This window comes from Pseudomonas sp. H3_A02 (genome assembly GCF_054671965.1).
Genome location: NZ_CP162807.1, coordinates 1,524,668 through 1,545,090, shown reverse-complemented (window position 1 = coordinate 1,545,090; position 20,423 = coordinate 1,524,668). Strand labels below are relative to the sequence as shown.

Annotated in this window: 19 protein-coding genes and 1 other RNA gene; 7 read left to right on the top strand and 13 right to left on the bottom strand. The window is 61.8% G+C overall.

Annotated elements, in window-relative coordinates; translation table 11 throughout:
- Positions 1–29: 29 nt before the first annotated feature.
- The 7 genes from gcvT to AB4N80_RS06550 all read right to left on the bottom strand — a co-directional run bounded on the left by gcvT (position 30) and on the right by AB4N80_RS06550 (position 8,686).
- On the bottom strand, positions 30–1,112 hold the full coding sequence (gene gcvT, locus AB4N80_RS06580; RefSeq protein ID WP_305468786.1) for a glycine cleavage system aminomethyltransferase GcvT: 1,083 nt from the start codon (positions 1,110–1,112) through the stop codon (positions 30–32).
- A gap of 155 nt (positions 1,113–1,267) precedes the next feature.
- Positions 1,268–2,884, bottom strand: coding sequence for an ABC transporter permease (locus tag AB4N80_RS06575; RefSeq protein WP_122567483.1), 1,617 nt, complete (start codon positions 2,882–2,884; stop codon positions 1,268–1,270).
- Between the two features lie 173 nt (positions 2,885–3,057).
- A complete protein-coding gene (locus AB4N80_RS06570; protein ID WP_122567484.1) occupies positions 3,058–4,062 on the bottom strand; it encodes an extracellular solute-binding protein in 1,005 nt (334 codons plus the stop codon).
- A gap of 243 nt (positions 4,063–4,305) precedes the next feature.
- On the bottom strand, positions 4,306–5,523 hold the full coding sequence (locus AB4N80_RS06565; RefSeq protein ID WP_354336104.1) for a 2-octaprenyl-3-methyl-6-methoxy-1,4-benzoquinol hydroxylase: 1,218 nt from the start codon (positions 5,521–5,523) through the stop codon (positions 4,306–4,308).
- A 67-nt stretch (positions 5,524–5,590) separates the two neighbouring features.
- Positions 5,591–6,778: a 2-octaprenyl-6-methoxyphenyl hydroxylase gene (gene ubiH / locus AB4N80_RS06560; RefSeq protein ID WP_122567486.1), complete on the bottom strand. Its 1,188-nt coding sequence runs from the start codon at positions 6,776–6,778 to the stop codon at positions 5,591–5,593.
- Entirely contained in the window at positions 6,775–8,109 is a 1,335-nt protein-coding gene (gene pepP, locus AB4N80_RS06555; protein WP_460081211.1) for a Xaa-Pro aminopeptidase, read from the bottom strand. The genes ubiH and pepP overlap by 4 nt, the downstream gene beginning before the upstream one ends.
- Positions 8,110–8,131: 22 nt before the next feature.
- A complete protein-coding gene (locus tag AB4N80_RS06550; protein WP_122567488.1) occupies positions 8,132–8,686 on the bottom strand; it encodes a YecA/YgfB family protein in 555 nt (184 codons plus the stop codon).
- A gap of 130 nt (positions 8,687–8,816) precedes the next feature.
- Here AB4N80_RS06550 and AB4N80_RS06545 point away from each other — a divergent pair, with 130 nt between their 5' ends.
- From AB4N80_RS06545 to AB4N80_RS06530, 4 genes are all read left to right on the top strand, one after another.
- Positions 8,817–9,026 carry a TIGR02449 family protein gene (locus tag AB4N80_RS06545; RefSeq protein WP_003177365.1) on the top strand — a complete coding sequence of 70 codons (210 nt, stop codon included), beginning with the start codon at positions 8,817–8,819 and terminating at the stop codon, positions 9,024–9,026.
- A complete protein-coding gene (locus tag AB4N80_RS06540) occupies positions 9,023–9,340 on the top strand; it encodes a cell division protein ZapA (RefSeq protein ID WP_122567489.1) in 318 nt (105 codons plus the stop codon). The genes AB4N80_RS06545 and AB4N80_RS06540 overlap by 4 nt, the downstream gene beginning before the upstream one ends.
- 30 nt (positions 9,341–9,370) lie before the next feature.
- A non-coding RNA gene (gene ssrS, locus AB4N80_RS06535) (6S RNA) lies at positions 9,371–9,550 on the top strand.
- A gap of 117 nt (positions 9,551–9,667) precedes the next feature.
- A complete protein-coding gene (locus AB4N80_RS06530; protein WP_122567490.1) occupies positions 9,668–10,273 on the top strand; it encodes a 5-formyltetrahydrofolate cyclo-ligase in 606 nt (201 codons plus the stop codon).
- A 35-nt stretch (positions 10,274–10,308) separates the two neighbouring features.
- On the opposite strand, the gene AB4N80_RS06525 is transcribed toward AB4N80_RS06530, so the two are convergent.
- A complete protein-coding gene (locus AB4N80_RS06525; protein WP_122567491.1) occupies positions 10,309–10,455 on the bottom strand; it encodes a hypothetical protein in 147 nt (48 codons plus the stop codon).
- A 195-nt stretch (positions 10,456–10,650) separates the two neighbouring features.
- Here AB4N80_RS06525 and AB4N80_RS06520 point away from each other — a divergent pair, with 195 nt between their 5' ends.
- Positions 10,651–11,103 (top strand): EVE domain-containing protein, encoded by a 453-nt coding sequence (locus tag AB4N80_RS06520; RefSeq protein ID WP_460081207.1) that lies wholly within the window; start codon positions 10,651–10,653, stop codon positions 11,101–11,103.
- A gap of 125 nt (positions 11,104–11,228) precedes the next feature.
- Here the strand turns inward: AB4N80_RS06520 and AB4N80_RS06515 are convergent, their stop codons facing one another.
- Positions 11,229–11,645, bottom strand: coding sequence for a flagellar basal body-associated protein FliL (locus AB4N80_RS06515; RefSeq protein ID WP_092333064.1), 417 nt, complete (start codon positions 11,643–11,645; stop codon positions 11,229–11,231).
- A gap of 150 nt (positions 11,646–11,795) precedes the next feature.
- Between AB4N80_RS06515 and AB4N80_RS06510 the strand changes: the two genes are divergently transcribed.
- Both AB4N80_RS06510 and glpT read left to right on the top strand, forming a co-directional pair.
- Positions 11,796–12,773, top strand: coding sequence for an NADPH:quinone oxidoreductase family protein (locus AB4N80_RS06510; protein WP_122567493.1), 978 nt, complete (start codon positions 11,796–11,798; stop codon positions 12,771–12,773).
- Between the two features lie 714 nt (positions 12,774–13,487).
- Positions 13,488–14,837, top strand: coding sequence for a glycerol-3-phosphate transporter (gene glpT / locus AB4N80_RS06505; RefSeq protein ID WP_122567494.1), 1,350 nt, complete (start codon positions 13,488–13,490; stop codon positions 14,835–14,837).
- On the opposite strand, the gene AB4N80_RS06500 is transcribed toward glpT, so the two are convergent.
- The 4 genes from AB4N80_RS06500 to AB4N80_RS06485 form a co-directional block, all read right to left on the bottom strand.
- Entirely contained in the window at positions 14,813–15,481 is a 669-nt protein-coding gene (locus AB4N80_RS06500; RefSeq protein ID WP_460081203.1) for a gamma-glutamylcyclotransferase, read from the bottom strand. The two genes, glpT and AB4N80_RS06500, sit on opposite strands and share 25 nt — an antisense overlap.
- A gap of 322 nt (positions 15,482–15,803) precedes the next feature.
- A complete protein-coding gene (locus tag AB4N80_RS06495) occupies positions 15,804–16,772 on the bottom strand; it encodes a CDP-6-deoxy-delta-3,4-glucoseen reductase (protein ID WP_122567496.1) in 969 nt (322 codons plus the stop codon).
- Positions 16,772–18,238 (bottom strand): 4-hydroxy-3-polyprenylbenzoate decarboxylase, encoded by a 1,467-nt coding sequence (gene ubiD / locus AB4N80_RS06490; protein WP_122567817.1) that lies wholly within the window; start codon positions 18,236–18,238, stop codon positions 16,772–16,774. Before ubiD ends, AB4N80_RS06495 begins: the two co-directional genes overlap by 1 nt.
- 78 nt (positions 18,239–18,316) lie before the next feature.
- Positions 18,317–20,272: an acyltransferase family protein gene (locus AB4N80_RS06485; RefSeq protein WP_122567497.1), complete on the bottom strand. Its 1,956-nt coding sequence runs from the start codon at positions 20,270–20,272 to the stop codon at positions 18,317–18,319.
- Positions 20,273–20,423: the final 151 nt, after the last annotated feature.

Here is a 20,423-nt window from a genome sequence, read left to right as displayed (position 1 = left end):
GTCAGCGGCCAGCGGCCCGCCGCAAAAGGTTAGATCAGGGTTTTGCCATGGCGGACGAAGGTCGGTTTGACCACCCGTACCGGGTACCACTTACCGCGAATTTCTACCTCGGCCCGGTCGGCAGTAGCCATCGGAACACGTGCCAGGGCGATCGACTTGCTAAGCGTAGGAGAAAAACTACCACTGGTGATCTCCCCTTCGCCAACATTGGCGATGCGAACCACCTGATGGGCGCGCAAAACACCCCGCTCCTCCAACACCAGCCCAACCAGTTTGTGCTGCACACCGCTGGCAAGCTCGGCCTCCAGCGCACCACGCCCGATGAACTGACGGCTCGCCGGTTCCCAGGCGATGCTCCAGGCCATGTTCGAGGCCAGCGGTGAAACGTCCGGGTGGATATCCTGGCCGTAGAGGTTCATGCCCGCTTCCAGGCGCAAGGTATCGCGAGCACCGAGGCCGATGGGCGAAATACCGGCGCCGACCAGGTCGTTGAAGAAACTCGGGGCTTCCTGGGCGGGCAGGACGATTTCCAGGCCATCTTCGCCGGTGTAGCCGGTCCGGGCGATGAACCATTCGCCGTCGGCACGCCCTTCGAAAGGCTTGAGTTGCTGGATGATTTGTCCACGGGATTGTGTGACCAGCTCGGCAATCTTCTGTCGGGCGTGGGGCCCCTGGATCGCCAGCATCGCCAGCTCGGGGCGCTCATGCAGTTGCGCGTCGTAGTCACCGAGCTGTGCCTGCATCCAGGCCAGGTCCTGATCGCGGGTCGAGGCGTTGAAGACCAGCCGATAGCCGTCCCCGACACGGTAGATGATCATGTCGTCGACGATGCCGCCGCGCTCATTGAGCATGGCGCTGTACAAGGCACTGCCTGTGTCTTGCAAGCGGTCGACGTCATTGGCCAGCAAGCGCTGCAGCCAGACCTTGGCCTGGGGGCCGGCGACGTCGATCACGGTCATGTGGGATACATCGAACACACCGCAGTCGCGACGCACCTGATGGTGTTCTTCGACCTGCGAGCCGTAATGCAAAGGCATATCCCAACCGCCAAAATCGACCATCTTCGCGCCAAGGGCGAGATGAAGGTCATACAGAGGCGTACGCTGTCCCATGGGTTTCTCCTTCCGGGCTTGGCGAAGGTGCGGACGGACACTGCGTAGCGCGAACGTCTGAAAAAAGGAGTTTTCTGACGTTCTCAGTTGCCCGGTCCGACAGACGGACCGCACCGAATGCCGCGCATTGTAGCCGCATGAGGTAGGACTGACACCTAGCTGTTTCGATGGGCCGAACGTCGTATCAATCCGATGACCGGCAACAGCCCCACCAATACCAACGTCAGCGCCGGCAGCGCGGCCCGGGCCCACTCGCCTTCACTGGTCATCTCGAAGATCCGCACCGCCAGCGTGTCCCAGCCGAACGGGCGCATCAGTAGCGTCGCGGGCATTTCCTTGAGCACATCGACGAACACCAGCAACGCCGCGCTCAACGTTCCGGGCAACAGCAATGGCAGATACACTTTGAAAAACAGTCGTGGCCCACTGATCCCAAGGCTGCGTGCTGCTTCGGGCAAGGACGGACGAATTCGCGCCAGGCTGCTCTCCAACGGGCCGTAGGCCACGGCCAGGAAGCGCACCAGATACGCCAGCAACAGCGCCGACAGGCTGCCCAGCAACAACGGTTTGCCTGCACCGCCGAGCCAGGTCGACAGCGGGATGACCAGCTCACGGTCCAGATAGCTGAACGCAAGCATGATCGACACCGCCAACACCGAACCGGGCAAGGCATACCCCAGGTTCGCCAGGCCGACGCCGGCACGAATCGGCCGGGTCGGCGCCAACCGCCGGGCGAACGCCAGCAGCAAGGCCACGCAAACGGTGACCAGCGCCGCCAGGCCGCCCAGGTAGAGAGTGTGGACGATCAGCCCGGCATAACGCTCATCCAGGTCGAAACGACCCCGTTGCCAGAACCACACCACCAATTGCAGTACCGGGATGACAAAGGCGCAGGCAAACACCAGAAAGCACCAGCCACTGGCCGCCACGGCCTTGAGGCCGCGCAACGTGTACAACGCCTTGACCCGGGGCCGCTCGTTACTGGCCCGGTGGGCGCCACGGGCCCGGCGTTCGCCGTAGAGCACCAACATCACCGCCAGCAACAGCAAGCTGGCCAGTTGGGCAGCGCTGGAAAGGCTGAAGAAGCCGTACCAGGTCTTGTAGATGGCGGTGGTGAAGGTGTCGAAGTTGAACACCGACACCGCGCCGAAATCCGCCAGGGTTTCCATCAGCGCCAGCGCCACGCCCGCACCGATGGCCGGCCGGGCCATCGGCAGCGCCACGCGCCAGAACGCCTGCCACGGCGACTGCCCCAGCACCCGGGCGGCTTCCATCAAGCCCTTGCCCTGGGCCAGGAAGGCACTGCGCGCCAGCAGATACACGTATGGGTAAAAGACCAGCACCAGCACCAGGATCACCCCGCCGGTGGAGCGAACCCGGGGCAGGCGCAGGCCGCTGCCGAACCATTCACGCATCAGCGTCTGCACGGGGCCGGCAAAATCCAGCAGGCCCACGAAGACAAATGCCAATACGTAGGCCGGAATCGCAAACGGTAGCATCAATGCCCAATCGAGCCAGCGACGCCCCGGGAACTCACACAGGCTGGTGAGCCAGGCGAGACTGACACCCAGCAAGGTCACACCCACACCCACGCCAAGGATCAACGTGAGGGTGTTGCCCAACAAGCGCGGCATCTGCGTGTCCCACAAATGGGACCATATCTGCTGGTCGACGCTCTGCCAGGACAGCAGCAGCACACTCAGGGGCAACAGGACCAGCGCGGCGATGGCGAAGACCAGGGGGTACCAGCGGCGTTGGGCGGGGTGGGCCAAGGAATACTCTCGTTAAACAATCGGTCACGTGGCGAGGGAGCTTGCTCCCGCTGGGCTACGAAGTAGCCCCAAAGTTCCGGGCCATGGCCCGCGGATACTCTGGGAGGGCTTCGCCCTCCAGCGGGAGCAAGCTCCCTCGCCACATGTTATCAATGAACTGGACAGGACTGGTCTCAGTTCCAGCCGGCACGATCCATCATGCGAATGGCTTCGGCCTGGCGTTTACCCGCGACTTCCACCGGCAGGGTGTCGGCCTTGAACTTGCCCCAGGCCGCCACTTCCTTGGACGGCTCGACCTTCGGGTTGGCCGGGAATTCCTGGTTCACGTCGGCGAAAATGTTCTGCGCTTCCGGCGTGGTCATCCACTCCACCAGTTTCTTCGCGGCTTCCGGATGCGGTGCATGCTTGGTCAAGCCAATCCCCGAAAGGTTGATGTGCACGCCGCGATCAGCCTGGTTCGGCCAGAACAATTTCACTTTCAGGTCCGGCTTCTGCTGGTGCAGGCGGCCATAGTAGTAAGTGTTGACGATGCCGACGTCGCACTGGCCAGCGTTGATCGCCTCAAGCAATGCGGTGTCGTCAGAGAACACGTCGGTGGACAGGTTCCTGACCCAGCCCTTGAGGATTTCCTCGGTTTTTTCCGCGCCGTGGGTTTCGATCAGCGTGGCGGTCAGGGACTGGTTGTAGACCTTTTTCGAGGTCCGCAGGCACAGGCGGCCTTCCCACTCTTTGCCAGCCAGCGCTTCATAGGTGGTCAATTCGCTGGGTTTAACCCGTTCGGTGGAGTAGACAATGGTCCGTGCCCGCAGGCTCAAGCCGGTCCAGGCGTGGGACGAAGCGCGGTATTGGGATGGGATGTTGGCATCGATCACCGGGGAGGTGAACGGTTGGAGAATACCCATCTGCTCGGCCTGCCAGAGGTTGCCGGCGTCGACGGTGAGCAGCAGGTCGGCGGTGGCGTTCTCGCCTTCGGCCTTGATCCGCTGCATTAACGGCGCTTCCTTGTCAGTGATGAACTTCACCGACACGCCAGTCTTCTTGGTGTAGGCATCGAAGACCGGCTTGATCAGTTCATCGATACGCGAGGAGTAGACCACCACCTCATCGGCGGCCTGGGCGGCAGTGGAGCCGATCAGTGTCAAGGCGAGGGCGGACAGCAGGCGCTTGGTTGCCAACATGGTAGCGGTCTCTGGATTATGAACGAAGCGCAAATGATAAGGACTCACATTTGGCACCACAATCGAACAGTGGGCGGACACATTTCCAAATGTTGCAGCCTGGAGATGCGCAGTATTTTGGGTCCGCCATCGCGGGCAAGCCTTGCTCCCACAAGCTCTTGCTCCCACAGGTGTGCAATGTGGGACAAGCTTTTGTGGGAGCAAGGCTTGCCCGCGATAGGGCCATGAGCCCCAATACAGATTTCAGGCCTTGGCCAAATCCGGCAAATCCCCAATCAATCCCAGTGCCTCGCGCACGAACAACGCCTTGGCCTCAGGCAGGCGGTCCACCAGTTTCAGCCCGGTGTTACGCAACCAGCGCACCGGCAGCGGATCGGCCTGGAACAACCGCTCGAACCCCTCCATCGCCGCCATCAGCGCCAGGTTATGGGGCATGCGGCGCCGCTCGTAGCGGCTCAACACCTTCACGTCCGCCAACCGCTCGCCACGGCCAGCCGCGTGCAGCAGCACTTCGGCCAGCACGGCGGCGTCGAGGAAGCCCAGGTTCACCCCCTGCCCGGCCAACGGATGGATGGTATGGGCCGCGTCGCCGATCAGCGCCAGCCCTTCGGCCACGTAGCGCTTGGCATGTCGCTGGCGCAGCGGCACGCACAGGCGCGGGTCGGCACTCAGCACCGTGCCGAGCTGGCCTTCGAAGGCGCGTTCCAGTTCGTTGCAGAATGCGGTGTCATCAAGCGCCATCAAGCGCTGTGTTTCTTCGGGGGTGGTGGACCAGACAATCGAGCACCAATCGTGCTGGCCGTCACGTTCAAGGGGCAGGAACGCCAGCGGACCGTTGTCGGTGAAGCGCTGCCATGCCGTCATTCGATGCGGCCGGGCGCTGCGCACGCTGGTGACGATGGCGTGGTGCAGGTAATCCCACTCGCGCGTCGCCACGCCGGTCAGGCGGCGCACAGCGGAATTCGCGCCGTCGGCGGCAATGACCAGGGGCGCGCGCAAGGTGCGGCCATCGGCCAAGGTCAGCAGCCAGTCGTCGCCGGAACGACGCATCTGCTCCAGGCGGGCATTGGCCAGCAAGCCCAGGTCGCAGTCATGCAGCCGATCCAGCAAGGCGTCCTGCACCACGCGGTTTTCAACGATGTGCCCAAGCGTCTCGGCATGCAGGCTGGTGGCGGAAAAATGGATCTGCCCGGTGCCGCTGCCGTCCCAGACGTGCATGTCGGTGTAAGGGCTGACACGCCGGGTGGTGATGCCGTCCCAGACGCCCAGGCGCTCGAGGATCCGCTGGCTGGCCGTCGACAAGGCGCTGACCCGGGGCTCGAACGCGGCCTGGGGATCGAAGGGCTTGACGCTCATCGGGCTGCCGTCGAGCAACAGCACTTGCAGGCCACTGCCCTGCAACGCCAGCGCCAGGGCGCTGCCGACCATACCGGCGCCGACAATCAGCAGATCTGCACGCAATTCCATGCTCTAAGCCTGTTTTGCTGGCGACATCAGCCGCCCATGAAAAGAAATGACCACCCCAGCCTCAAGCATCGGGACGCGTCCCCAGGCCCATGGCCTGGCGGGCGAACCAGCGCTTGGCTGGCGGCAGCAGGTCGAGGCCCAGCAAGCCGAGGTTACGGCCCAGGGACACCAACGGCAGGCTGCTGCCGAACAGCCGCGTGACCTGATCGGAGAAGCCCACGGTCAGGGCCTGGTCCATGCGCTGGCTCTCGCGATAGGCTTGCAGCACGGCAAAATCCCCCGGCTCGCTGTCGCTGTCGAGCAAGGCATCGGCCAGGGCCTGGGCATCGCGCAAGGACAGGTTGAACCCCTGCCCGGCAATCGGGTGCAGGCTGTGGGCGGCATTGCCCAGGATCGCCAGGTGCGGACGAACCTGCTCTTCGGCCTCCACCAGCGCCAGCGGGTACAGGTGTCGCACACCCACTTGCTTCAGCGTACCCAGGCGATAACCGAACACGCCCTGCAATTCGGCGAGGAAGCTGCGTTCGTCGAGGGCCGCCAGCCGTTGTGCGTCCATGCCCTGGCGGGTCCAGACCAACGCGCAACGATTCTCCGGCAGCGGCAACAAGGCCATCGGGCCGTCATCGGTGAAGCGTTCAAAGGCCATGCCATTGTGGGCTTCGCTGGGGGTGATGTTGGCGATCAAGGCGCTCTGGTCATAAGGGCGACTGCGCACGGCGACGCCCAACTGCTCGCGCAGGCTGGAGCGACCACCATCGGCCAGTACGGCCAGGTCGCACTCCAGGGTGGTTTCGTCGTCGAGGGTCAGGCGATAACCGCCGACCAGTGGTTCCATGCGGGTCACCTGCGCCGGGCAGCGCCAACTGACCACCTCCGGGTCCAGACCTTGCCACAGGCACTGGCCGAGCCAGGCGTTTTCCACCACGTAGCCCAGCGCCGGCACGCCCTCTTCCATGGCCGACAGCCGCGCCGTGGAAAACCGCCCGCGGTCGGACACATGGATCTGCTTGATCGGCTCGGCGCGACGGGAAATCTCCTGCCAGACACCCAGGCGTTGATAAATCTGCCGGGCACCGTAGGACAACGCCGAGGACCGGGCATCGTAGCTTGGCTGCCAAGCGTCACCGGGGGCGAAAGGCTCGATCAGCATGATTTTCCAGCCCCGGGCCTTGGCACCGGCCTGCAGGGCCAAGGCCAGGCTCGCGCCGACCAGGCCGCCGCCGATGATCGCCAGGTTGACCCGGCTCATGCCGCTTGCGTCCGGGCGGCGGCCATCAGGGCCTCAATGTCGGCGACCGTTTTCGGCACGTCTCGGCTCAGGATTTCACAACCGGTTTTGGTCACTACCACGTCATCCTCGATGCGCACGCCAATGCCGCGCCATTTCTTCGCGACGCTGCGGTTGTTCGGGCTGATGTAGATGCCCGGCTCCACCGTCAGCGTCATGCCGATTTCCAGTACCCGCCACTCGCCGCCGACCCGGTACTCACCCACGTCATGCACGTCCATGCCCAGCCAATGCCCGGCGCGGTGCATGTAGAACGCCCGGTAGGCCTCGCTGGCGATCAACTCGTCCACCTCACCCTCCAGCAACCCCAGGCGTACCAACCCTTCGGTAATGACCCGGACCGTCGCTTCGTGGGCCTGGTTCCAGTGTTTGTCCGGTGCGATCTGGGCAAACGCGGCTTCCTGGGCGGCCAGCACCACTTCGTAGATCGCCTTCTGCTCGGGTGAAAACTTGCCGCTGACCGGCCACGTACGGGTGATATCGCTGGCATAGCAGTCGATTTCACAACCGGCGTCGATCAACACCAGGTCGCCGTCCTTGAGCAGCGCGTCGTTCTGCTGGTAGTGCAGGATGCAGCTGTTGCGCCCCGCCGCGACGATCGAGCCATAGGCCGGCATCTTCGCCCCGCCCTTGCGGAACTCATAATCCAGTTCGGCTTCCAGGCTGAACTCATGCAACCCCGGACGTGCCGCCTGCATCGCCCGGATGTGCGCCTGGGCGGAGATCCGCGCCGCTTCGCGCATGACCTTCAGTTCCGGCGCCGATTTATACAGGCGCATGTCGTGCAGCAAGTGATCCAGGGCAACGAATTCGTTCGGCGGCTGGGCGCCGAGGTGGGCCTTGGAGCGAATCACGTTGATCCACTCCATCAGGTGCCGGTCGAACTCAGGGTTGCTGCCCATGGCTGAATACACCCGGTCGCGGCCTTCGATCAGGCCCGGCAGGATGTCGTCGATGTCGGTGATGGGAAATGCGTCGTCAGCGCCGTAGTCACGGATCGCCCCTTCCTGGCCGGCGCGCAGGCCGTCCCACAACTCACGTTCGGCGTTGCGCTCGCGACAAAAGAGGATGTACTCGCCGTGGGCGCGGCCGGGCATCAGCACCAGCACCGCTTGCGGCTCGGGGAAGCCGCTGAGGTATTGGAAGTCACTGTCCTGGCGGTAGACGTGCTCGACGTCGCGGTTGCGGATCGCAACGGCGGCGGCGGGCAGGATTGCGATGCTGTTGGGTTCCATCTGCGCCATCAGGGCCTTGCGGCGACGGCTGTATTCCGATTTCGGGATATGAATCATGGGCAGACGGGGTTCCCTCTAATTAATGCAAGGACGGCTTGGAGGCCGCTGCATCGGTTTTCTTGGTCTCGGTGAACAGCAGCAATGGCGCGACCCGCAGGTACTCCATCACTTCCATGTAGTCGCTTTCGCCGTCATCGGACTCTTCCAGGGCATCCTGGACCTGGGAGATCGCGGCCAAGTCCTGCAACACTTCCTTGGCCTCTTCGCTCAGCGCGTATTCGCGACGGGTCAGACCGAAGCCGGCGAGGAAGCCCTGGCACCACTGGCCCAGCGCCGCGGCACGTTCGGCCAAGGGGGCATCGTCAGTGGGCAGCAGCAGGACGACGGTCATGTCGTCGCTGGTCAGCTCGCCCTTGACCATTTCCTGCAGGCCGATCAGCGCGTTACGAACGTTGTCCGCCGGCTCGCCTTCCAACAGCTCGGCGGCGTCGGCCAACCAGCCGTCGGCATCGAAGCCGGCGCCGGCGCAACTGCGCCCGAGCAACAGGCCATGCAGTTCGGCAGGCGAGACAGGATGACCGCTGGTGCTCAGCAGGGTGGCGAATGCTTGATACGGGGAATTCTGAATGGGCATGGGCAGCTAGGCGCCAGACGGCGCTATGTCTAGAATGGAGGCCTTGTATCCTACATCGACAGACTCGCCAAGACTATCAGAGGCTGTGCGACCCACATCCCTCCATCAGACACAATCTTCAGTGGACACAATGGAAGACACCGACCTGCAAGCGCTGATGGCCAGACTCGAACTGCTAATTGACCGGGTCGAGCAACTTAAGAGCCAAAACGGACTCCTATTAGCTCAGGAAAAAACCTGGCGCGAGGAACGCGCGCACCTCATTGAAAAAAACGAAATCGCCCGGCGTAAGGTCGAATCGATGATTTCGCGCCTCAAGGCCCTGGAGCAAGACTCATGAGTTCAAGCAATAGCGTTACCGTGCAGATCCTCGACAAAGAATATTCGATCATCTGCCCCCAGGAAGAGCGTAGCAACCTGGTGAGCGCCGCCCGTTACCTGGACGGCAAGATGCGCGAGATCCGCAGCAGCGGCAAAGTCATCGGTGCCGACCGCATCGCCGTGATGGCCGCCTTGAACATCACCCACGACCTGTTGCATCGCCAGGATACGCCGGACGTACAGGTCAGCGGCTCGACCCGTGAACAGGTGCGCGACCTGCTCGATCGGGTGGATCTGGTGCTCGCCACCGATCCGGACGTCACCAAGGGCTGATTCGCGAGGCTGCCTGGGGTATACTCGCTTCACTCCCTGGGGTGCTTGCCAGTTGGTGATGTCCCTGAGCCGATACGCACAACCACGGGGGTTGCACGTTGGGGCCGGTGTGCATGTCCGCTTGACGGAAAGCCTTAACGCCCCCTGCAACTTCCACCTTGAACTTTCGGGTTCAAGGGCTAAGCCGACAGCGGTTCATCCGGGGAGCCTGACTCCAGACAATGCCAGTTCATGTGAACTGGCATTGTCGTTTCTGGGCGCAGGCATTTCTGAGCGTCCTGTTTTGCGGTTACGCTGTGCGGCATCGCCCCTGCGTGAAGCCTCGACATGACTGAACCCGCGCTGCTGCCCCGCCCGCAACTTCGACGCCTGCTTCGTCAGGCCCGTCGCGCCCTGACGCCCGCCCAGCAACGGCAAGCCGCCCGCGGGCTGTACAAACAACTGGCCCAGCATCCGTTGTTCCGCCGCGCGAAGCACATCGCCCTGTACCTGCCCAACGATGGCGAGATCGACCCGCGCCTGCTGCTGCGCGCGGCCCAGCGCCGGGGCAAGGCCACTTACCTGCCGGTGCTCAGCCCATGGCCGCAGACCAAGATGGTGTTCCAGCGCATCTACCCCGGCGAAAAAATGCAGCCCAACCGGTTTCGCATCCCCGAGCCACGCAAGAACATCGCCCGGCAGCGCAAGGTCTGGACGTTGGACCTGGTGTTGTTGCCATTGGTGGGGTTTGACGATGCGGGAGGTCGACTGGGCATGGGCGGCGGTTTTTACGATCGCAGCCTGGCGTACCTGGCGCGACGCAAGCAGTGGCGCAAGCCCACGCTGTTGGGGCTGGCCCATGAATGCCAGAAGGTCGAACGATTGGCGCAGGCAAGCTGGGACGTGCCGCTGCAGGGAACGGTCAGCGACAGGCAATGGTATATCGCGGGGTAGACGCCGCGGGAATCAGCGGCGCCTGGAAAACGGGCTCAGCGTTTGAGCGATGGCGCGGGTTGGGTGATGTCCACCGGCGCCTCGGTCTTGTTGGACCACAGGCTTTGGGCGTAACCCGTGGTCACGACACCCAGACCGAACAGAATGACCAAGATCCACAACAAATCCGGTTTGCGTTTCATCGATTGCCCCCCTCAAGGCATATCACACACGATGACAGCAGCGGTTTTCTTATTGGCCGTGCAGCAGCGTCAAGCTTGGAAGGCCGGCATTTTGCGGCAACCGGCCCCGACACGCAAACTCTGGCGTCAACCGACTGTCGGTTTGTCATAAAATCGCTGAACTATTTTTTTCAACACCGCCCAGGAGTAGCAATCATGGCCTATTGGCTGATGAAATCCGAGCCCGATGAATTGTCTATCCAAGGCTTGGAAAAGCTCGGCCAGGCCCGATGGGACGGCGTTCGCAACTACCAGGCGCGCAATTTCCTGCGAGCCATGGCGGTGGGCGACACGTTCTTTTTCTACCACTCCAGTTGCCCCGAGCCGGGCATTGCCGGGATCGGCAAAATCATCCAGGCGGCCTATCCCGACCCGACGGCCCTGGACCCGGGCAGCCATTATTTCGACCCCAAGGCCAGCCCGGACAAAAACCCCTGGACCGCGATCGACGTGGCCCACGTCGAGACGTTCCGTCACGTGCTGAAGCTCGACTACCTCAAGCAACAGACCGCCCTGGCGCAAATGCCGCTGGTACAGAAAGGCTCGCGGCTTTCGGTGATGCCAGTGACGGCTGAGCAGTGGGCGGCGGTGGTTGCGCTGAAACCTTGAGCGATTCGCTGTCCGATAGGCCGCTATCGCGAGCAAGCTCGCTCCCACAGGGGTTTTGCGTCGATCACAAAACCCCTGTGAGAGCGAGCTTGCTCGCGATAGGGCCGTCCCAGACGAGTTTATATTTACTGAATGATCAGGTTGTTGAACAACAGATCATCCACCATCGGCTTGCCGGTCTCGTCGTTCATCACCTGCTGGGTCTGCTTCAACGCTTCCTGACGTAGTTTTTCCTTGGCTTCGAGGTTGTTCATCGCCTCAGTGGTTTGCTGGGCGAACAACGCCACCAATTGGTTGCGAATCAGCGGCTCGTTGGCCTTGACCGCCGCAGCGGCGGCGTCACCGGTCACACGCAGGGCCACATCAGCCTTGTAGACCTTCAGCTTCGCCGTGCCGTCCAAGCCATAATTGCCCACGAAGGGCGGGCTGAGGGTGATGTAACTGACTTTTGGTGCCTCGCCCTCTTTCGCTTCCTTGGCCTCTTCGGCCATCGCCGCCACAGGCAACGAAAGGGCCAGCATCAACATGATCCACGCTTTCACAATTGATTCCTCATCCAGTTTGCGGCCCAGCATACCGACCCGCCGTTCAAGCACAAGCTTATGGCCGGCTATCAGGGCGGGGCATGCTCGTTGACCCGTTGTCTCTCACACCTACACTTATCGGCCATCACTCCCAAAGGAATAGCCCTGATGAAAGCCGTGCTGTGCAAAGAATTCGGCCCCGCCGAATCGCTGGTGCTGGAAGACGTCGCCAGCCCCGTCGCCAAAAAGAACGAAGTGCTGCTGGACGTGCACGCCGCCGGGGTGAATTTCCCTGACACGCTGATCATCGAGGGCAAATACCAATTCAAGCCACCCTTCCCGTTTTCCCCCGGCGGCGAAGCGGCGGGCGTGGTCAGCGAGGTGGGTGAGAAAGTCAGCCACTTGAAAGTCGGCGACCGGGTGATGGCGCTGACCGGCTGGGGCAGCTTTGCCGAACAGGTGGCGGTCCCCGGCTACAACGTATTGCCGATCCCCGCATCCATGGACTTCAACACCGCCGCCGCCTTCAGCATGACGTATGGCACCTCGATGCACGCCCTCAAGCAACGGGCCAACCTGCAACCCGGCGAAACCCTGCTGGTGCTCGGCGCCTCCGGCGGCGTTGGCCTGGCCGCCGTGGAAATCGGCAAGGCCATGGGTGCTCGGGTGATCGCCGCCGCCAGCAGCGCGGAGAAACTTGCCGTGGCCAAGGCCGCTGGCGCCGACGAGTTGATCAACTACAACGAAACCAGCCTCAAGGATGAAATCAAACGCCTTACCGACGGCCAGGGCGCCGATGTGATCTACGACCCGGTGGGCGGCGACCTGTTCGACCAGGCCATCCGCGCCATCGCCTGGAACGGCCGGCTGCTGGTGGTCGGCTTTGCCAGCGGGCGCATCCCCGAACTGCCGGTGAACCTGGCCCTGCTCAAGGGCGCCGCGGTGGTGGGTGTGTTCTGGGGTTCCTTCGCCCAACGCCAGCCCCAGGACAACGCCGCCAACTTCCAACAATTGTTCGGCTGGTTCGCCGAGGGCAAGCTCAAGCCGCTGGTGTCGCAGGTGTATCCGCTGAGTAATGCCGCTCAGGCGATCAATGACTTGGGGCAGCGCAAAGCGGTGGGGAAGGTGGTTGTTCAGGTGCGTTGAACCAGCCGAAAAAATAGGCCAGAACCACTGACGAGAACAAAACGGAAAACCCGGCTTCAAGCCAGCGTAAACAATAGGCGTCATCAGCGATGACGCCCCCTCACTACCGAGGCTAAAGCAATTCGCGAATCTCCTTCGGCAGCATCCGCACATACCGTGTCGCAGGAAAACGCCCACAACGCTGCACGATCGAGGGCAGGAGCCTGTTGAACCGGGCGATCAAGGCCAGGCGCTCGGTTTCCGGTAGCTGTTTGACGAGAAACGCATTGTGATGCCCTTCCAGACCAGGTTGTCGGGTAATCCGGCTTGGGATTGTGTTCGGGCACCAACAACACCTCTGCCCCGCTCATGCCGGGCAAGCACAGCAACAACACCACGACACACCACCTCATACCCTTACCCCTCACCTGAATGCCAGACCTGGCGGAAACGTGAAAGGGTAAAGCCCTGGCCCATGGGCTATATAGCGAGACTTCCCATTTGGGCGAAGGAGGTTTCCCACTGCATTGCCCCGTATTCATCGATACGGCGCATGAAAAGGCTTTGCGAAGACATTTCCTACGACGCCCTTCGCTTACGCCTGAGCGACATGTTCACTTAAGAACATGATCAATCGAAATTTCCGCTGTTTATGCGCCAACGAGCAATGCTATTTTCGGTAACGAAACTGTAACATTCGCATCCGCCGCCATAACAAGAACCTGGAGCACTTGAATGTTTGCTTTCTTTCGACCTGCCGCACACCAGGCAGTCCTGCCTGAAGAAAAAATAGACAGCACCTACCGACGCCTTCGCTGGCAGATCTTCGCCGGGATCTTCATTGGCTACGCCGGGTATTACCTGCTGCGCAAGAACTTCTCCCTGGCCATGCCCTATCTGATCGACGAGGGTTACACCCGTGGCCAGCTGGGCCTGGCCATGTCGGCCATCGCCATTGCCTACGGGCTGTCGAAGTTCCTCATGGGCCTGGTGTCCGACCGTTCCAATCCGCGTTACTTCCTGCCCTTCGGCTTGCTGGTCTCGGCGGGGGTGATGTTCGTGTTCGGTTTCGCGCCCTGGGCAACGTCCAGCGTCACCATCATGTTCATCCTGCTATTCATCAACGGCTGGGCCCAAGGCATGGGCTGGCCGCCAAGCGGACGGACCATGGTGCACTGGTGGTCGCAGAAGGAACGTGGCGGCGTGGTGTCGGTGTGGAACGTGGCGCACAACGTCGGCGGCGGCCTGATCGGTCCGCTGTTCCTGCTGGGGATGGCCTGGTTCAATGATTGGCACGCGGCATTCTATGTGCCTGCTACCGTAGCGCTCGTCGTTGCGGTGTTTGCCTTCGCGACCATGCGCGACACCCCGCAATCGGTGGGCTTGCCGCCGATCGAGAAATACAAGAACGACTACCCGGAAGGCTACGACGCCAGCCACGAGAACGAATTCAGCGCCAAGGAAATCTTCGTCAAGTACGTGCTGCGCAACAAAATGCTCTGGTACATCGCCATGGCCAACGTCTTCGTCTACCTGCTGCGCTACGGCGTGCTGGACTGGGCGCCGACCTACCTCAAGGAAGCCAAGGGCTTCACGGTGGACAAGAGCTCCTGGGCCTATTTCTTCTACGAGTGGGCGGGCATTCCCGGCACGCTGCTGTGTGGCTGGATGTCGGACAAGATCTTCCGTGGCAACCGTGGCCTGACCGGCATGGTGTTCATGGCCTTGGTGACCGTGGCAACCCTGGTGTACTGGCTGAATCCGGCCGGCAACCCGACGGTCGACATGATCGCCCTGGTTTCCATCGGTTTCCTGATCTACGGCCCGGTGATGCTGATCGGTTTGCAGGCATTGGAACTGGCGCCGAAGAAAGCCGCCGGTACCGCTGCGGGTTTCACTGGCCTGTTTGGTTATCTGGGTGGTTCGGTCGCGGCCAGCGCCGCCATGGGCTACACCGTGGACCACTTTGGCTGGGACGGTGGGTTTGTGCTGTTGATCGGTGCGTGCCTGCTGGCGATGGCATTCCTCGCGCCAACCCTGTGGCACAAACAAATCGCCAGTCAGAGCCGCGAAGCGGTCGCCTGATCCAGCGCTGATTGGCAGCGCTTGAGCCGCGCCTCCAGACTTCGGTCTGGCATGGCGTGGCTACGCAGGGCGTGGACGGTCTGCTCGACGTAATCGCGAGTGGTGCCGTAACGCCCGCAGGCGCTTTCGAACACCTGGCTCAGCACATGGTCCGGCAAGTTGCCGGCATAGCTGGGCAGGTGCCGCTCCAGCACAAATCCCAAGGCTTGCACCCGGCTGCCATCCTCGAGACGGCAACTGAGCCAGTGCGGGCGATAGGACGGCACCGGCATCTCGCGCTGCCAGAGGGCAAACAGCGAGTCTTCGAGATTCCCCTCCGGCAATCGGTAGGCGAACCCGCTGCACGAACCGCCGCGATCCAATCCGAACACCAGCCCCGGCAACTCCGGGGTACCACGGTGTTCGTGGGACCACAGGTACAAACCGCGATGATAACCATGGACCCGACCGCGCATGCGCTCCACCGCCGTGCATTCAGGCCGCCAGATCAATGAACCGTACGCGAACAGCCAGACCGGACCGCCCTGGTGGAGACTCATGGTCAATCGCATCGAGGCGAGCAATTGCTCACGGGTCAGCTGCGGCCCCAGCTCGAGTCGTGGCGGGTACAAGGCACAGGTGATGGCGGATTCGATAGCACTCATGGCCGGTAGCGGTTGGCTCCTCGCGGGTTGGAAAGTGAATGGGGGACGTCATGAGGTTGACGTTCACGGGGATCCAGGCAAGTTAAATGCCATCCACGCTCTATATACGTTATCGGTATCTGTCCTTGAGACTAAATATCGAAACGAAATATATGAAGTTATATCGATGGAAAAGGCGGGATTCACTTTTGGCGAGGGAGCTTGCTCCCGCTGGACTGCGTAGCGGCCCTAAATGAGGCGGTTGCTGCGCAACCGAGCGGGAGCAAGCTCCCTCGCCACAAGAGCACTGCCCAGGGCTTAGGTGTGATGCCGAATGTGCGGCTCAAGCCCGCGGCGCATACGCAAATACGTCGGCGCGCATTTGATGGGCGTCCATGCCGGCTTCCACCAGCGCATCGAGCGTGGCGTAGATCATGGCCGGCGAGCCGCTGGCGTAGACGTGCACGCCGGAAAGATCGCTGAGGTCCTCGCACACCGCTTCATGGAGCATCCCGCAACGCCCTTCCCAGCCGCACAAGTCGCTGACGACTTTATGCAGGAACAGGTTCGGCAGTTTTTTCCATTCGTCCCAATGCTCGATTTCATAGAAATCGTCCGGCCGCCGCACGCCCCAGTACAGATGCACCGGGTGCTTGAAACCCGCCGCGCGGCAATGCTCGATCAAGCTGTGCATCTGCGCCATGCCGGTACCGGCGGCGATCAACACCAGCGGCCCGTCCGGCAGCTCGGACAAATGGGTGTCGCCAAAAGGCATTTCGACACGCACGCTGGGGTTGCGTTGCAGTTGTTCCAGCAGCGCCCGTGCACTGCTTTCGCGCACCAATACGTGCAACTGCAGCTCGCGCCCGGAATGCGGCGCCGAGGCCAGGGAGAACGCCGATTTTTCGCCGCTTTCCCGTTCGATCAGCAGGTACTGCCCGGCGTGGTAGCGCGGTGGCTTGCCCGCTGGCGCCCGCAGGCGCACTCGCCAGACATCGCCGCCCACATCGGCGCACTCGATCACCTGACACGCCAGGTTGCGTACCGGCAGTTCACCCGGCGACAGCACGCCATCCCACAACACCACGCAGTCCTCCAACGGCTCGGCGATGCACGTGAAGATCTCACCGTGATCGCGCACCTCGCCCGCCTGTTGCACACGGCCCTCCACCAGCAACGCACCACAGACATGGCAGTTGCCGTTGCGGCAGCTTTGCGGGCATTCATAGCCCAGGCGCCGCGCGCCATCGAGAATCCGCTCGGCGGGCCGTATCTCCAGCACCGCTCCGGAAGGCTGCAAGGTTACACGCATCAATCTATTCCTAACTGATTCCAGATGGCATCGATCCGTTGGGTAACGGCTTCATCCTTGACGATAACCCGGCCCCACTCGCGAGTGGTTTCACCGGGCCATTTATGCGTGGCATCGAGCCCCATCTTCGACCCCAGGCCAGACACCGGCGAGGCGAAGTCGAGGTAGTCGATCGGCGTATTCTCGATCATCACCGTGTCGCGCTTGGGGTCCATGCGCGTGGTGATGGCCCAGATCACGTCGTTCCAGTCCCGTGCGTTGATATCGTCGTCGGTGACGATAACGAACTTGGTGTACATGAACTGTCGCAAAAACGACCAGACCCCGAGCATCACGCGCTTGGCGTGCCCCGGATACGACTTCTTCATGGTCACCACGGCCATGCGATACGAACAACCTTCCGGCGGCAGATAGAAATCGGTGATTTCCGGAAACTGCTTCTGCAGGATCGGCACGAACACTTCGTTCAGCGCCACGCCGAGAATGGCCGGCTCATCGGGTGGACGGCCGGTGTAGGTGCTGTGGTAAATCGGTTTGATCCTATGGGTGATGCGCTCGACGGTGAACACCGGGAAACTGTCGACTTCGTTGTAGTAACCGGTGTGGTCGCCGTACGGCCCCTCATCGGCCATTTCGCCGGGATGGATCACACCTTCAAGAATGATCTCAGCGGTGGCCGGCACTTGCAGGTTATTGCCACGGCATTTCACCAACTCGGTACGGTTGCCGCGCAACAGGCCGGCGAAGGCATATTCGGAAAGGCTATCGGGCACGGGCGTGACGGCACCGAGAATGGTCGCGGGGTCCGCGCCCAGGGCCACCGACACCGGAAAGGGCTGGCCGGGGTGTTTTTCACACCACTCACGGTAGTCCAGCGCCCCGCCCCGGTGGCTCAGCCAGCGCATGATGACCTTGTTGCGGCCAATCACCTGCTGACGGTAGATGCCCAAGTTCTGGCGGTCCTTGTTCGGGCCTTTGGTGACGGTCAGGCCCCAGGTGATCAGCGGGGCCACGTCGCCCGGCCAGCAGGTCTGCACCGGCAGCATGGCCAAGTCGACATCGTCGCCCTCGATCACCACTTCCTGGCAGATCGCATCCTTGACGACTTTCGGCGCCATGGAAATGATCTTGCGGAAAATCGGCAGCTTGGACCAAGCGTCCTTCAGGCCTTTTGGCGGCTCGGGCTCCTTGAGGAACGCCAGCAGCTTGCCGATTTCGCGCAGTTCGCTGACGGCTTCGGCGCCCATGCCCAGGGCCACGCGCTCCGGTGTGCCGAACAGGTTGCCCAGCACTGGAATGTCGTAGCCCGTAGGGTTCTCGAATAGCAGCGCCGGGCCTTTGGCCCGAAGCGTGCGGTCGCAGACTTCCGTCATCTCCAGCACTGGAGAGATAGGAACCTGGATGCGTTTCAACTCGCCGCGCTGCTCAAGCTGCTGCACGAAATCCCGAAGATCCTTGAATTTCATTGAGATGCCACCCCGAAAATAGGCGTACATCCTACCTGCTCTAACGCCCAAACAGCAGCCCGCGCGTGCGCGGCGCGATCAATTTTCGGTTGTACCCAACAGCACTGGAGCAAACAGTGGACTTAGTCGGGTACTGCCGAGATCAGACAGATGATCCTCATCCTTGTACTGTGAGTAACCATTGACCTCAATGCTGCAGATCTGTCCCGCACACATCAGCGGCGTCGGATCGATGACATGCACGCCTGGATCGGCGGCGCTCATCGACTCGAACAAGGCACTGAGAAAGTGCTGGCGGGTCAAGTGCTCCTGGAGCGGGCGCCCCAACCCTTCGGCCGAACGTCCGACCCGGGCCAGGCTCGTCAATCGATTGATAGCGCTCTCGCGCTGCAGCGGCACTTCCTTGAACAACCACACTTGCACGCCCGCCGCCCTTAACATCGCCACCCGGGCCTTGAGCGCCGCGGCCATGCGCGCCTCGGCCTCGGCCGTATCGTCGCGGGGGTTGAGGACCATGTTCCTGTCGCCGTCCTCGCGACCATAGACGTAAAGACTCCAGTTGGAGGCCAACACCACATCCTTGATCTGCAGGCGGCGAACCTGCTCCATGGTCGCTTCATTGAAGTCGCTGCAACGCTGGCGCAGGCCGTCGCTCAGGATCGGCGGACAGCCGCTCATGCTGTAAAGCCACACCGGACGCCCCTCACGCGTGGCGTTGCTTTCGATTGCCGGCAACAACGCCGCGGCATGGCTGTCGCCCCAGAACAGTTGAGTTGCCGGAACCTCTTTGTTCTCGCCAATCAGACACGCCTTGTCCAGATGCTTGTCCGAAGTCATCAGCAAGCATTTCATCTGCCCGGCCTTCCACTCCCGCGCCTGCGCATACTCCAACGCCTTGCCGGTAAGGCGCTGAGGAAAGCCATCCGCCGAACGCACCACCGAACCTGTCACCGCCAGGGCAGCCATGGCCAGCAAGCCTCCCACCAGCACCGGCTTGCGTCCGGGCAACAAGCGCTTCTCACGAAACGGAAGCTCGACGAAGCGCCAGCTCAGCCAGGCAAGACTCAACGCCAGCAGTATCCAGCCCACGGCCTCCAGATGTTCGATACCGTCGATGGAAATAGCATTGGCATAGACGTAGACCGGCCAATGCCACAGGTAAAGGGAATAGGAAATCAAGCCAATCCAGACGAGCACCCTGGTACCGAGCAGTTGAGCCACCCAGGTCGAACCCTGTGCCCCGGACCAGATCAGCGCGGTAGCGCCAAGGACAGGCAGTAAAGCGGCCCAACCCGGGAACGTCGTGGTCCTGTCAAAAGTGAACACCGCCACCAGAACCGCCGCCAACCCAGCCACACCCGCCAGCTGATAGAGCCACGGCCTCACGGCATGTCTTGAGGTGGGCAATACCGCGAGCATCGCACCGCACAACAGCTCCCAGGCCCGTGTCGGCAACGAGAAGAACGTCACGTCAGGCTTGCGGTCGATGTAGGCGATGTTCAGCCCGAAAGAAATCAGCAATACGGCAAACAGCATCCAGCGCCAATGACGAACATGGCGCATCAACAACACCATCAGCAACGGAAAGAAAATGTAGTACTGCTCTTCAACAGCCAGCGACCAGGTATGAAGCAGCGGTTTGAGATCCGACGCTGGCTCGAAGTAGCCGTCTTCACGCATGAACAAGATGTTTGAAATGAACAGCGATTGGTAACGAACCGTCCGGCCAAGCTCGGAAAAATCCTTGTCTGTCAGCAGCAACCAACCCAGGGCCAGCGTTGCCAACAGCACCAGGCTCAAGGCCGGCAGGATGCGTCGCGCACGCCGGGCCCAGAAATCGACAAAACTGAAACGTTGCGCGCCAATCTCACGGAAGAGGATGCTGGTGATCAGGAACCCGGAAATGACAAAGAAGACGTCGACCCCGACAAAACCACCGCTGAACGTGCTGAAACCGAAGTGAAACAGCACCACCGGAATAACGGCCAAGGCCCTCAAGCCGTCGATGTCACGGCGATTGCCAAATGTGTGCATAACGCTCCTTGTCGTTTAAATCGTTTAAATCGTTTAAATCGTTTAAAAATACAAATGCCACAACAAGGACACTGCCAGCCTGCAAAAAGTTGTCTGCCTTGATATAAATCCAGCCCAAAAAAGAGCGCCCGGTCAGGGGCGCTCTTTTTTT